15 protein-coding genes and 1 tRNA gene are annotated in these 12,913 nt (G+C 71.9%); 11 read left to right on the top strand and 5 right to left on the bottom strand.

From position 1 onward, the window contains the following. The first annotated feature begins 46 nt into the window (after positions 1–46). From AC54T2_RS01575 to AC54T2_RS01540, 8 genes are all read left to right on the top strand, one after another. A complete protein-coding gene (locus AC54T2_RS01575) occupies positions 47–1,066 on the top strand; it encodes an ABC transporter substrate-binding protein (RefSeq protein ID WP_496665344.1) in 1,020 nt (339 codons plus the stop codon). Continuing rightward, a complete protein-coding gene (locus AC54T2_RS01570; RefSeq protein WP_186339196.1) occupies positions 1,063–1,947 on the top strand; it encodes a siderophore-interacting protein in 885 nt (294 codons plus the stop codon). The genes AC54T2_RS01575 and AC54T2_RS01570 overlap by 4 nt, the downstream gene beginning before the upstream one ends. After that, entirely contained in the window at positions 1,944–2,933 is a 990-nt protein-coding gene (locus AC54T2_RS01565; RefSeq protein ID WP_206054434.1) for a FecCD family ABC transporter permease, read from the top strand. Before AC54T2_RS01570 ends, AC54T2_RS01565 begins: the two co-directional genes overlap by 4 nt. Positions 2,934–2,974: 41 nt before the next feature. Further along, a complete protein-coding gene (locus tag AC54T2_RS01560; protein ID WP_496665343.1) occupies positions 2,975–3,949 on the top strand; it encodes a FecCD family ABC transporter permease in 975 nt (324 codons plus the stop codon). Beyond that, positions 3,946–4,719, top strand: a complete 774-nt coding sequence (locus AC54T2_RS01555) for an ATP-binding cassette domain-containing protein (RefSeq protein WP_489975199.1) — start codon at positions 3,946–3,948, stop codon at positions 4,717–4,719. Before AC54T2_RS01560 ends, AC54T2_RS01555 begins: the two co-directional genes overlap by 4 nt. A gap of 69 nt (positions 4,720–4,788) precedes the next feature. Then, positions 4,789–5,370: a carboxymuconolactone decarboxylase family protein gene (locus AC54T2_RS01550; protein ID WP_496665342.1), complete on the top strand. Its 582-nt coding sequence runs from the start codon at positions 4,789–4,791 to the stop codon at positions 5,368–5,370. Positions 5,371–5,375: 5 nt separating this feature from the next. Next, positions 5,376–6,257, top strand: coding sequence for an RNA polymerase sigma-70 factor (locus AC54T2_RS01545; RefSeq protein WP_496665341.1), 882 nt, complete (start codon positions 5,376–5,378; stop codon positions 6,255–6,257). Positions 6,258–7,373: 1,116 nt separating this feature from the next. Then, a complete protein-coding gene (locus AC54T2_RS01540; protein WP_186339191.1) occupies positions 7,374–7,796 on the top strand; it encodes a hypothetical protein in 423 nt (140 codons plus the stop codon). A gap of 534 nt (positions 7,797–8,330) precedes the next feature. Here the strand turns inward: AC54T2_RS01540 and AC54T2_RS01535 are convergent. Together AC54T2_RS01535 and AC54T2_RS01530 are read right to left on the bottom strand one after the other, a co-directional pair. After that, positions 8,331–8,406: transfer RNA gene (locus tag AC54T2_RS01535), tRNA-Arg, on the bottom strand. Positions 8,407–8,636: 230 nt separating this feature from the next. Beyond that, complete coding sequence (locus AC54T2_RS01530; protein ID WP_489975194.1) at positions 8,637–9,083, bottom strand: MarR family transcriptional regulator; 447 nt, start codon at positions 9,081–9,083, stop codon at positions 8,637–8,639. A gap of 47 nt (positions 9,084–9,130) precedes the next feature. Here AC54T2_RS01530 and AC54T2_RS01525 point away from each other — a divergent pair, with 47 nt between their 5' ends. The 3 genes from AC54T2_RS01525 (at position 9,131) to AC54T2_RS01515 (ending at position 11,419) form a co-directional block, all read left to right on the top strand. Next, positions 9,131–9,697 carry a hypothetical protein gene (locus tag AC54T2_RS01525; RefSeq protein ID WP_489975193.1) on the top strand — a complete coding sequence of 189 codons (567 nt, stop codon included), beginning with the start codon at positions 9,131–9,133 and terminating at the stop codon, positions 9,695–9,697. 200 nt (positions 9,698–9,897) lie between these two features. Further along, positions 9,898–11,187: an LCP family protein gene (locus tag AC54T2_RS01520; RefSeq protein WP_496665340.1), complete on the top strand. Its 1,290-nt coding sequence runs from the start codon at positions 9,898–9,900 to the stop codon at positions 11,185–11,187. Positions 11,188–11,200: 13 nt separating this feature from the next. Then, a complete protein-coding gene (locus AC54T2_RS01515) occupies positions 11,201–11,419 on the top strand; it encodes a hypothetical protein (protein WP_496665339.1) in 219 nt (72 codons plus the stop codon). A gap of 38 nt (positions 11,420–11,457) precedes the next feature. Here the strand turns inward: AC54T2_RS01515 and AC54T2_RS01510 are convergent, their stop codons facing one another. From AC54T2_RS01510 to AC54T2_RS01500, 3 genes are read right to left on the bottom strand one after another with little or no spacing between them, the layout of a single operon-like run. After that, positions 11,458–11,808, bottom strand: coding sequence for an MscL family protein (locus AC54T2_RS01510; RefSeq protein ID WP_496665338.1), 351 nt, complete (start codon positions 11,806–11,808; stop codon positions 11,458–11,460). A gap of 60 nt (positions 11,809–11,868) precedes the next feature. Then, positions 11,869–12,501: an SAF domain-containing protein gene (locus tag AC54T2_RS01505; RefSeq protein WP_496665337.1), complete on the bottom strand. Its 633-nt coding sequence runs from the start codon at positions 12,499–12,501 to the stop codon at positions 11,869–11,871. Positions 12,502–12,553: 52 nt separating this feature from the next. After that, positions 12,554–12,904: an FmdB family zinc ribbon protein gene (locus AC54T2_RS01500; RefSeq protein ID WP_496665336.1), complete on the bottom strand. Its 351-nt coding sequence runs from the start codon at positions 12,902–12,904 to the stop codon at positions 12,554–12,556. Positions 12,905–12,913 lie beyond the last annotated feature (9 nt).

The raw sequence follows: 12,913 nt of genomic DNA, 5'->3' as shown, positions 1-12,913 counted from the left end.
CGCCAGCCGGCGGCCACCGACCCCCCGACCCACCCGAGGAACCCCCATGCGCCGCCACAGCCCCGCCCGTCGCGCCACCGTGCTCGCCGGTGCCGCCGCCCTCTCCCTCGTCCTCGCCGCGTGCGGCGGCGAGGACGGTGCGGCCGAGTCCGAGGACGGGCCCGACACCGTCACCTTCTCGGCCGACAACGGCGAGATCGAGATCCCGGCCGACCCCGAGCGCGTCGTCGCCACCGGCTACGCCGTGCCGGTGCTCCTCGAGGTCGACGCGCCGCTCGTCGGCATCTCGGAGTGGGGTCGCGGCACCGCGCTCATGACCGAGGAGGACCTGGCGACCTACGAGGAGACCCCGAAGGTGATGGGGGAGAGCGCCGACTCGATCAACTACGACGCGGTCGCGGCGGCCGAGCCCGACGTGATCATCCTCGGCGTGCCGCTGCCGGTGCTCGGCGACGTCAACATGGAGCGGCTCGAGACGATCGCGCCCGTCGTGGTCCTCGGCCCGGGCCGCCCCGACGACTGGAAGGACCTCGGGGCCCGCCAGAGCGAGGCCGCGGGCGCGTCGGAGCAGTACGCGGAGAACCAGGAGGCCTACGAGGCGCGCGCCGCCGAGCTCACGGACAAGTACGCCGACGTGCTCGAGGGCCTCGACTTCGGCCACGTCGGCTCCTACGGAGACGTCACCGCCGGTCAGTTCCACCGCGAGTTCGCCGGGTCGTGGGGCACCAACATCGCCACCGACATCGGCGTCACCTACTACGGCGAGGTGAAGGACCCCAGCGACGGCGGCTCGGCCGAGGTCAGCGAGTACCCCTCCATCGAGGAGCTGCCCGACAGCCTCGGCGACGCCGACGTGATCACCTACAGCGTCCAGGGCGACGGCACCCCGGTGGAGGCCGTGCAGTACGTCCTGGACTCCCCGCTCTGGAAGAACCTCCCGGCCGTCGAGGACGGCATGGCGGTCGGCGTGCGCCACACCGAGGCCGCCACCTACGCCTCGGCGATGCAGACCCTCGACGCCCTCGACGCGGCCTTCGAGGAGGCGTTCGCCGAGGAGCTCGAGTGACCGCGATCGACCGCTCGCACCCCGGCCCACGGGTGCGCGCCCACCAGCTCGACGGGCGCGGGACCCGCCGCGTGGGCTATCCGATCGGCATCCGCACCGCCACGGTGGTCGCCCGCACCCAGGTCACCCCCCACATGCTGCGCCTCACGGTGGCGTCCCCGGCCGTCAAGCACGTGGTGACCCACGCCTGCGACGACCACGTCGGCATCGTGTTCCCGCTGCCCGACGGCACCCGCAACGACCCCGTCCACGACCCCGAGCGGCAGATGCTCGACTGGCGGTCCCCCCAGCCGCCCATGCGCAAGTACACGATCCGGCGCCTCGACACCGAGACCGGCGAGCTGGACCTCGACGTCGTGCTCCACCCCGGCGGCCTGGCCTCCGCGTGGGCCTCGCAGGCCGAGGTCGGCGCCGAGGTCGTGCTGGCCGGACCGCCCGGCGCGCTCGCCTTCCCCCACACCTACGACCACTACGTGTTCGCCGTCGACACCACCGCGATCCCCGCGCTCGCACGCTGGCTCGACGAGGGCGACTGGCTCGAGGAGCGCGGCGTCTCCGTCCAGGTCGTCGTCGACCACGACCACCCGGACGAGACGCGATACCCGCTGCGCCAGCGGCCGGGCGTGCACGTGGAGTGGCTCCCCCGCGCGGGCGGGTCGCGGCTGGCCGAGGTGGTCACCGGACTCGACCTCGGCGGCCACGACCCCGCCGACGTCTTCCTCTTCGCCGCCGGCGAGGCCGGCGACATCAAGCCGCTGCGGCGCTGGGCGAAGGACCGCGGGGTCGACGCGCTCGTGACCGGCTACTGGAAGCGCGGCGCCACCGAGCACGACGACCACGACGAGCACGATCACGACGACCACGATCACGACGAGGAGTGAGCGCGAGACAGGGCGCTCCGGCGTACGCGCTCGCCGCCGGCCTGCTGCTGCTCGGCGCGGCGGTGATGCTCAGCCTGACGGTCGGCCAGGGCGCGGTCACCGTGGCGGAGGCCTACCGCGCCGTCGTCGACCACGACCCGGGCGACAACGCGCACATCACGGTCCTCGACGTACGCCTGCCGCGCGCGCTGCTCGCCGTCCTGGTGGGCGCCGCACTGGCCGTCTCCGGGGCCCTGGTGCAGACCCTCACCCGCAACCCGCTCGCCGAGCCCGGCCTGCTGGGGGTCACGGGCGGCGCCTCCTTCGCGGTGGTCGTAGCGACGCGCCTCGGCGCCTCCGGGCAGGCGGTCACGCTGGTGCTGGCCTTCGTGGGCGCGGCGCTGGCGGCGGCGCTCGTCTACGCCGTGGGCCGGTCCGATCCGCTGCGCCTGGTGCTGGCCGGGGTCGCCCTGACGGCGGTGCTGGCAGGGCTGTCGATCGGCATCCGGCTCACCGACCCCGCCACCTTCGACGTCTACCGCTTCTGGTCGGTCGGCTCCCTCGCCGGTCGCGAGCAGGCGCCGCTGCTCGTCCCCTGTCTCGTGCTGGTCGTCGCGCTGACGGCCGCCCTGCTGCTGGGCCGGTCGCTGAGCGCGGTGACGCTGGGTGACGACGTCGCCCACGGGCTCGGGGCGTCCGTCGTGCGGACCCGGGTGCTCACCCTGCTCGTGGCCACGGTGCTGGCCGCGACCGCCACGGCCGTCGCCGGGCCGATCGTGTTCGTCGGCCTCATCGTGCCGCACGCGGTCCGCCGGCTCGCGGGTGCCTCGATCGGCTGGCTGATCGGCCTGTGCGTGGTCTTCGGCCCGCTCCTGATGGTGCTCTCCGACGTGCTGGCGAGGGTGCTGCTGGCGACCGGGGAGGTGCCGGTCGCGATCGTGACCGCGGTCATCGGCGGCCCGGTGCTCATCTGGGTCGTCCGGCGCTACGGGGCGGTGGGCGTGTGAGGAGCGTGTCGATCCCGCTCGGGTCCGGGCAGGTGCTCCGCGTGGACCGACGCACGTCGTACGTGTCGGCGGGCCTGGTGGTCGCCGCGCTCGCCGTCGCCTTCGCGGCCCTCTGCTTCGGCGACGGGTGGGACAGCCCCACCGACGTCGTCGACGCGCTGCGGGGCACCGGCCCGGTCCGGATCCCGGTGACCGAGTGGCGGATGCCCCGGGTGCTGGCCGCCCTGGTCTTCGGTGCGGCCCTCGGACTGGCGGGCGCGGTCTTCCAGAACCTGACCCGCAACCCGCTCGGGTCGCCGGACGTGATCGGCCTCGATGCCGGCGCCTACACCGGGGTGCTGCTCGTCTTCACCCTCACCACGGCCACGGAGCTTGTCATCACGTCCGCGGCGGTCGGCGGGGGGTTGGCCGCGGCGCTGGTGGTCTACCTCCTCTCGACGGGCACCGGCTTCTCCGGCGTGCGCCTGGTCGTGATCGGGATCGCGGTGCAGGCCGTCCTCACGGCCGTCAACTCGTGGATCATCCTGCGCGCGGAGCTCGACCTCGCGATCGCGGCCAGCGTGTGGCAGGCCGGATCGTTGAACGGCCTGGACTGGTCCGACGTCGACCTGCCGGTCGTCGTGATCGCCGCCCTCGGCGTGCTGCTCGCCCTGCTCGCCCGTCCGATGCACCAGCTCGCGCTCGGCGACGACGTGGCCGTCGCGTCCGGGACCGACGTACGACGACTCCGCCTGCTGCTCGTGCTGGTGGGCGTCGGGCTCTCGGCGACCGTCACCGCGATGGCCGGCCCCATCGCGTTCATCGCGCTCGCCGCTCCGCAGATCGGGCGCCGCCTGGCGCGCGCGGCGGGGGTGCCGTTGCTGCCCGCCGCCCTCACGGGGGCGTTCCTGCTCGCCGCCTCCGACCTGCTTGCCCAGTGGATCCTCGCCCCGCAGGCCCTGCCGGTGGGCGTGGTGACCACCGGGGTGGGCGGGCTCTACCTGTTGTGGTTGCTGACGAAGGAGATCCGCTCGTGACACGCCTGCAGGCCCGCGGCCTCACCCTCGGCTACGGCGACCGCCTGGTCGTCGACGCCCTCGACCTCGCGGTCCCGCACCACGCGTTCACCGCGGTGGTGGGCCCCAATGCGTGCGGCAAGTCGACGCTGCTGCGGGCCCTCGTGCGGCTGCTCCCCGCCCGCTCCGGCACCGTCGAGCTCGACGGCCGGGCGGTCAAGGACTGGAGGAGCAAGGACCTCGCGCGCGAGGTCGGGTTCCTGCCGCAGGCCACCGTCGCCCCGGAGGGCATCCGGGTGGAGGCCCTCGTGCGGCGCGGGCGCTACGCGCACCAGTCGGTGCTGGGGGCCTGGCGGCCCGCCGACGACGAGGCGGTCCGCCGGGCCATGGACGCGGCGGGGGTGGCGACGCTCGCGGACCGGCCGGTCGCGGAGCTCTCCGGAGGGCAGCGCCAGCGGGTGTGGGTCGCGATGGTGCTGGCCCAGGAGACGCCCTACCTGCTCCTCGACGAGCCGACCACCTTCCTCGACATCGCCCACCAGTACGACCTGCTGCGCCTGTTGCGCCGGCTCGTCGACGAGGGACGCACCGTCGTCGTGGTCCTCCACGACCTCAACCAGGCCTGCCGCTTCGCCGACCACGTCGTCGCGATGCGCGACGGCCGGATCGTGGCGAGCGGGGCGCCGTCGGAGGTCGTGACCGCCGACCTGGTGCACGACGTGTTCGACATGGACTGCGTGGTCGTGCCGGACCCGGTGACCGCGACGCCGATGGTCGTGCCCGCGCGCTGAGTCGCCTGGGTGTCACACGGGGGTGCTCGGCGGCGTCTTGATGTCGACCGACCACCTCAGGAGGGTGACATGACCGGAACGACCCGTATCCCCGCCGCAGAGATCTCCGGAGTGAAGGGCTTGCTGATCAAGCGCCTCGCCAGGAGGACGTTGGGTCAGGTGCCGAGCTCGATCGGCGTCCTCTGGAACAACCCGAGGGTGCTGATGGACATGGCCGGCGTCGGACGCAAGGTCAAGAAGTGGGACACCTGCGACGCCCAGCTCACGTCGTTCGCGCACATGGCCGTCGCCTCGATGGTCGGCTGCACGTGGTGCCTGGACTTCCACTACTTCGAGGCCGACAACAGGAGCCTCGACACGGCCAAGGCGCGGGAGCTGCCGCGTTGGCGCGAGTCGGACGCCTTCACCCCGCTCGAGCGCGAGGTGCTCGCCTACGCCGAGGCCATGACGGCGACCGAGCCGACCGTGACCGACGCGATGGTCGCCTCGCTGCGGGAGCAGCTCGGTGATCCCGGGCTGATCGAGCTCACGGCGGTGATCGCGTTCGCGAACGCCACGACGCGCTCCAACGTCGCGCTCGGGATCGAGTCCGACGGCTTCGCCGAGGCGTGCGGTCTGGAGCCGCTGGCCCCGCGCGCCGCCGTAGGGTGACGACCGTGCCGGAGGACCCGTTCGTCACCCACCGCGGCCTGCTCTTCACCGTCGCCTACGAGATGCTCGGATCGGCCTCGGCGGCCGAGGACGTCGTCCAGGAGACCTGGATCCGCTGGGACGCCATCGGCGCGGATGCCCGCTCCGAGGTCAGGGATCCGCGGGCGTTCCTGGTGCGGATGGTCACGCGCAAGGCGCTCGACCGCCTCCGGGCCGACGCGCGACGGCGTGAGGAGTACGTCGGCGAGTGGCTGCCCGAGCCGCTGCTGACGGCACCGGACGTCGCCGACGACGTCGAGCTGGCCGAGAGCGTCTCCTTCGCCATGCTCACCGTGCTCGAGACGCTGACCCCGACCGAGCGCGCCGTCTTCGTCCTGCACGAGGTGTTCGACGTGCCCTACGGCGAGATCGCGGAGGCGGTCGACAAGTCGGCCGCGGCAGTGCGCCAGATCGGCCACCGGGCTCGGGAGCACGTCGCGGCCAGGCGACCGCGGATGGAGGTGAGCCGCAGTGAGCAGGAGCAGGTCGTCGGTCGGTTCCTCGCGGCGGTCGCCGGCGGCGACCTGCAGGGCCTGCTCGACGTCCTCGCCCCCGACGTGGTGCTGGTGGCGGACGGCGGCGGGATCGCCCAGGCGATCGCCCATCCGGTCCCAGGCGCGAAGAAGGTGGCGAACCTGCTGCGGGCGTTCCCCAAGCTCGGGGCGGGTGCCACCGTCGTGCCGGTCCTGCTCAACGGGTCCCCGGGCGTCAGGATCGTCGGACTCGAGGACGGTCACGACACGGCCGTCATGTTCGTCGTCGACGACCGGCGGATCACCCGGATCTACGCCGTCCGCAACCCCGCGAAGCTCAGCCGGATCGACGTCGAGGCGACGCTCACCCGCTAGGTGCGTCGACCGATCGATCCGTGCCGTCCAGGTCAACCTGATGGCCAGGTACATCTAGGTCCGTTCGGCGCGTCGTCGCTCCATGAGGGCATCGACGCCGTCCAGGGAGCACTCGAGACCGAACCCGAAGGCGTCGTCGCCGCCGAACTCACCGTGTCTGGCCGCCTGTGCCGCGGCGCCCACCCTGACCGCGAGAGGGTACGCCGCGACGTCGACCACAGGTGCGAGGGACGGAAGCAGGGACCCCCCGCCCAACGACTCGTCGCTGCCGGCGAGCAGGCCACGCGCCGTCGGGGACACAGACGGTGCCCTAGTCCGCCCCCAGTGAACCCGGCCAGGTCGGCGCGGAGGACATGGAAGGGCTGCCCGTCGCGGTCGAGCATCCTGGCGGCGGCCATACCCGTGTCGGTGACGGTCTCGACGAACGAGCGCGCGGACAGCCGGCCGCCTGTCGCAAGGCCGGTGTGGATGAGTCGGTAGAGGGACCGGTCGAACTCATCGACAGAGAAGCCGGTCCGGTCCTGGTCCGCCTCGGTCAGCCGCGCCGGCGCAGGCTCCCCGGCTGGGTCCGGCTCAAGGAGCCAGGGCCACTCGCTCACGTCTGCGAGGAAGAGCCGCAGAGCAGGCGCACGGTCGTATAGCCACCTGCCGATGCGCTTGGCCTCAGCCAGTTCGGCTCGCAGCGCGTCAACGTCAACCGCGTCCGCTGCGGCGGGCTGGCCGTTGGGGTCGTTGTCGGGTCCGTCGGCGGTGGTCATGTCCGGACGCTCGCCGCGACCGCGGACATCGGCGTGTGGAGAACCGGTTGAGAGGGGCGGCGTGCCCGAGAGTGATGGCTTCGGGGTCGTCTCCGCCGGTGTGGCGCACCAGTTGGACAACGGTGCCAGCACTGGACCACGGCGCCAGCACCCGCTCGCGCGGCGACGACCCGACAGAGGCGTTCGCGAGCACGCGGCAGCCCGGCTGTCCTTCCTTCGGGTGGAGTACTGCGGGCGTAGAGCGCGTCTGCTCTCCAGCATGGGTGGACGGGTCGTTCGAGCCGCTGCGGCGGCGGTGCTCGCTGCTGGGTCGGTGGCTGTGACCGCTGGATCGCCGGCGTCGGCCACGACGGGCACGGTGACCGTGCCGAACTCGGTGTACTACGACTTCCGGTGCATCGACGTGCCGTACACGTATGCGTACACGCTGCGCCCCGGCTACGAGCTCGAGGATGCGCACCTGGAGGTCATTGCCCCTGACGGCCTGGAGGCCGGTCGTGACAGCGTCACGTCGACGGCGGTAAGCGGGAGCAGCGAGGTGCAGATCTGCAGCGGTGAGCCTGGCGCCTACGCGGGGACCGTCGACGTGCTCGCGTGCACGCCGAACATCACCGACTGCTACGAGTTCGTGATGACGGTCCGCGACGAACGGCCGACCGGGTACTTCCCCACCAGCGGTGCGACGGTTCGGTTGCAGCCCAGTACCGGTCGGGTGCGTGGCGCCACCTCACGCGCGGCGCGGTGTACCTGGACACGCGGCGAGCGGGGCGAGCGGTCGTGAAGGTGACGATGAAGCAGAACCGCGGCCGGTTCCGGGCAGTCATGCGGAAGACGAGTTCGCTCAAAGGGTCGAGGTCGCGCACCATCAAGGTGAGCTGACGCTCTCAGCCCTTGTCACAGTCGGTTCTCGCCGTCCGCTGGGCGCACCAAGGCGGCTGACACCCACGACTGCGACATGTGCACCTCGGAACCCGTGCCAGTCGAGTACGACTCCACGCGCACCACCCACGCCTCCCAGCCGCGTCGATCAGAGTGCCGCCAAGCGAGCAGGACGCCAGGCGCCGGCACCGACCACCTGCCCGTCAGGTCCACCCACACGTGGAACGGCGGCTGACGAGGCACCGCTCAAGAATAGAACAGGTGTTCGATCACGGCTGGCACGCAACCGAATGCCGCGGGAGATTTCACACCAAGAGACGACGCAGCCGTTTGCCACGAACTCACACGGCCCAATCCGTGCCAACCCGTATCCATGAGTCCGCAAGGACGAAACGGCTCTCACCTGCGCCTGTGGCGCTGACCTGCATGTTTCCTGTGGTGCCCCAGGCAAGAGTCGAACTTGCGACCTTTCGCTTAGGAGGCGGCTGCTCTATCCACTGAGCTACTGGGGCGGGCCATGTGCACATTCGTGTCGAAGAATGCGTCCACTGCTGGCGGACATCTTGTCAGCCCTCGCTTGATGAGACGAATGCGCCCCGCTGACGGGTTCTCGCGGCTCACCGCTGGGACCCAGGGGGTTGTCGGGGCAGCACGACTACCCAGGACATGGACGCTTTCGACGACGAGCCGCCCGACGACCATCGGCGGGAGGCTGGCAGTCGCCCGGCCCGACCCGCCCTCGTCACTCGGTGGCGGCCTCCAAGAGCTGGGTCTCGGCCTTCAGCACGTCGATCACCCCGGTGAGCCATCGTTCGATGGCGGCGACCTCCTCGGGACTGAACGTGGAGCTCAGGGCGTGGATGCGCTCGGAGATTCGAGAGGTGGATGGCCGCATGGTGACTTCGTAGCCGCCGGCGAGCTCCACCAGCACCGATCGGCCGTCCGCCTCGTTTCGTCGTCGTGAGACGTATCCCGCAGCCTCGAGGCTCGACACCAGCTTGGTGATGGCCGGGTTGCTGAGCCCCGTCCGCGACGCCAAGTCACTGGGGCTCACTCCTTCGGGATGCTGTGCGACCACGTCGAGCAGCTTGTGCTCGCTGTTCGTGATCCCCAGGCGTCGCGCGATCGCCTCGTGGAACATGATCACGCGCAGGCTCAGGTCGGACCCGAGCTGGTCGCCGGTGCTCACCATCTCTCCTTACTTCACTTTCGTGAAACAAATGCTACCGTCCCAGCATGGCGCCCATCGTCGCGCACCCCGCTCCGAGCGCGGCACCGCGGCCATTCGTCTCGGCTCTCATCCGCACCTACGCGGCCATGCTTGTCGTAGCCGCCCCGCTCCTCGCGCTCCTGCTGACCCCCGGCCTCATGCGCAGCCGCGTCGCTTGGTTCGGGGGCAGCTCATGGATCGGCATCGTCGGCTTCGAGGTGCTCTCGCTGCTCGCCGTCCTGGCGTCGGTCGTCGTGTCGGCTGCCGTGGCCGGCGCGGCAGGTCGGTGGCGTCCCCGCACGGCGTGGGCCAGGTCCCGCGACCTGCGTCGGCGGCGACCCGGGAGGTGGTGGCGGCTCGCAGGCGAGGCGTTCGGATGGTTCCTCGCCTCACAGCTGGTGGGCGGCTACCTCGCCTGGCTGGCGCCCTACATCTGGCGGGACCCCGCGGGCGGGTGGGTGCTGGACTACACCAATTACGCGATGCAGGCGATCGGCATGTATCTCGTCATCTGCTTCGCGGCGGCGTGGTTCGGCACCCGCATGCGCCAGGACGTGCTCACGGTCGAGTCGGGCCCCGAGAACCGTGCCTGATCCCGTGAGGCTCGCCGGCTCGCCTCATGCCGGTTGCGTCATACGGGCGGGCGTGTCGGCTCGCTCCGGGCCAGCCGGGTGGCGTGGTGGGTGCGCGTGCACCACCGCCGGGCCGGAGGGCGTCACGGAGGCCCGGAAAGTTGCGGAAGTGAAGTAGATTCCGTCTCGATCAGTCCCTCCACCCCTTCGAAGGTGAGCCCGTGTCCGACGAGTCGCGTCCGGAGCCTCCCTCGGGTGCGCCCAAACGCCGGGGCAAGGCCCCGCGCAAGCACACGGTCGGCCGCGTCATCCTCATCAGCGCGGTGGTGCTGGCACTGGTCACGGGCCTGAGCACGGTCTACTTCATCCGCCACCTCAACGGCAACATCGAAGGGCTCTCGCTCGACGCCCTCGGCGACGACCGTCCCGAGGAGGTCTACACGGGCAACGGCGAGCCCCTCGACATCCTCGTGATGGGCTCGGACTCCCGCGACTGCGAGGGCTGCGGCCTCGACTCGGAGGGCGGCGGCGGCTCCGACACCACTATCCTGGTGCACCTGTCCGCGGACCGCTCCCGGGCGTACGCCGTGTCGATCCCGCGCGACTCGATCGTCGACCGGCCCGAGCAGGGCTGCGACTCCCCGGCCCAGACCGACGTGATCTGGAACGCCGCCTACGCCGTCGGTGGGCCGGTGTGCACGCTCGCGCAGGTCGAGCAGATGACCGGCATCCGCGTCGAGCACTTCGTGGTGGTCGACTTCGCCAGCTTCGGCGACATGGTCGACGCCGTCGGCGGGGTGCCGGTGTGCGTGCCCGAGGACCTCGTCGACAAGCCGCACCAGATCTTCGTGCCCAAGGGCAACCCGTCGGTCCTCACCGGCGACGAGGCCCTCGACTACGTCCGCGCGCGCTACGTCGGCGAGCTGGTCCAGCAGAACGACATCTCGCGCATCCGGCGCCAGCAGGAGTTCATCGGCGCCCTCGTGCGCGAGGTGATGTCGGCGGGCACGCTGACCCGCCTCGACAAGGTCGTGCGCTTCCTCGACGCCGCGACCAAGTCGCTGCAGACCGACGAGGAGTTCGCCTCGGTGACCCGCCTGGGCAAGGTCGCGATGCAGGTGCAGAACATCGGTCTCGACCAGGTCAAGTTCGTCACGCTCCCGACCGAGTACTACGCCAGCGACTCCGAGTTCCGCGGCAAGGTCTACTGGACGCCGGCGGCCGACCGCATCTGGGAGCTGCTCAACCAGGACAAGGTGCTGCCGCCGAAGCTCATCAAGGGCACCTCCGTCAGCGCCGAGGGGCCCCCCGGGGCGTCGACGACGTCGCCCGGCGGCGAGACACCGTCCGGGACCCCCGAGTCGGAGAGCCCCGAGTCGGAGAGCCCCGAGTCGGAGAGCCCCGAGTCGGAGACCCCGGAGTCGGAGACCCCGGACAGCGCGACCGAGACCACCGCGCCCGAGCCCCCCGCCACGACGAAGCCCGACCCCATCCCGGGTGTCTGCGCCTAGGCCCGAGCCCGCCGTGCATCCCGACGACGACTTCGACCACCAGACCGGCGGCGCTGCCGCCGGCGGCTCGAGCCCGGCGCCCGAGCCGGAGTGGAAGCGTCGCCGACGCCTCGCGGCGGTCTTCGGTGAGGGCCCGCCCGAGCAGACGAGCGACGACCGCGACCCCCGCGAGGACCGCCCGGGCAAGGGTGATGACTGGTATCGCGCCGAGGTGCCGCCCCACCACGGCTGAGGGCGCGCCGCCTCGTGCGGGGCGAGGGGGACGGTGGGTCAGACCGCGCCGCCGCGGGCGCGGATCAGGTCGCGGATCTCCTCGAGCAGGGCGACGTCGGGCGCGGCCCCGGCCTCCTCGCTGGGGAAGAAACGCTCGCGGGCCTTGGTGTAGGGCAGCACGATGAAGAAGTAGACGACCGCGCCCATGATCAGGAACGAGATGAGCGCGTTGAGGAAGGCGCCGAAGGTGCCGGTCTCGGTGCTGAAGAAGCCGTCGGTGTCGGGGAGCAGGCCGGTGAGCCACTCGGTGAAGGTGGTGACCACCGCTGAGAAGGCGAGCGCCATGATCAGGCCGGTGGCGATCTCGATCAGGTTGCCCTTGAGGATGAATGCCTTGAAGCCGCTCATGCCGGATCTCCCTCTGCTGAGGCCGCGGGTAGGGCCGCTGACGGGTGGATGCTCTCCACGCTAGCCCTCCCAGGACACCGTGAGGAACTGGGTGAGCGCGGCGCCTGCGATCCGCACGGCCTCCTCGGCGCTCGCGCCGACGACCACCAGTGCCCCGCCCGAGCCTCCCGCCGGACCGTCGGGCAGGCCCCTCGGCGTCGCCAGGACCGTGACGTCGCCGGCGACCAGGGTCGCCTCGCCGGTGCCCGGCTCGGTCGCCAGCACGTCCACCTCGTCGCCGGCGCGCAGCAGCGCGGCCATGCCCGCGTCGGGCAGGCGCACCGGCACGATCGTCTGGCCGGGCTGCGCGCGCGCCAGCCCGGGACCGACGAGGCGTACGTCGGTCACCACCTCGCCGCGGCCGATGGGCGCCGCCAGCACCCGTCCGGCCGCCGCGCTCGCCGCGCCGGCCGGGGCGAGGCCGGCGGGATAGGCACGCACGGCGAGGTCGTCGGCACCCAGCCGGGTGCCCGAGGGGAGCTCGCGCGCGGCGACGAGCACCTCGACCGTCTCGGGTGGCGGCGGCGCCCACGTGCGCACCGCCGCCAGGGCGGCGACGGCCGTGAGCGTCGCGGCGATCAGCCGACGGCGGCGCCGCAGCTGGTGGCGTACGGCGCGCAGCCGGCGACGTGCCGGCGGGAGTCCCGGGAACATGCTCCGACGCTAGGCCGGAACGCCCGGATCGCGCCGGGCCTGTCCACAGGGGTCAGTCGGAGGACGAGGACGACGACGTCGTCGACGACGTGGACGTGGACGACGTGGAGGACGCGGGCGATCCGGACGACGTGGTCTTCGAGGACGCGGAGTCGGACGCGCCCGAGGAGCCGGACGGGCTCGACGACGCCGCGGTGGTCGAGGCGGACCCGTCGGTGCGGCTGTCGGTGCGGCTGTCGGTGCGGTAGAAGCCGGAGCCCTTGAACACCACGCCCACGGCGTTGTAGAGCTTGCGCAGCCGGCCCTGGCACTCGGGGCAGACGGTCAGCGCGTCCTCGCTGAAGCTCTGGAACTGCTCGAAGGAGTGGCCGCACTCGGTGCAGGCGTACTGGTAGGTCGGCATGTGTGGGTC

Source organism: Nocardioides sp. Z35_8 (assembly GCF_059621125.1).
The sequence above is the reverse complement of the archived record's forward strand: the minus strand, read 5'-3'. Positions and strand labels throughout refer to the sequence as shown.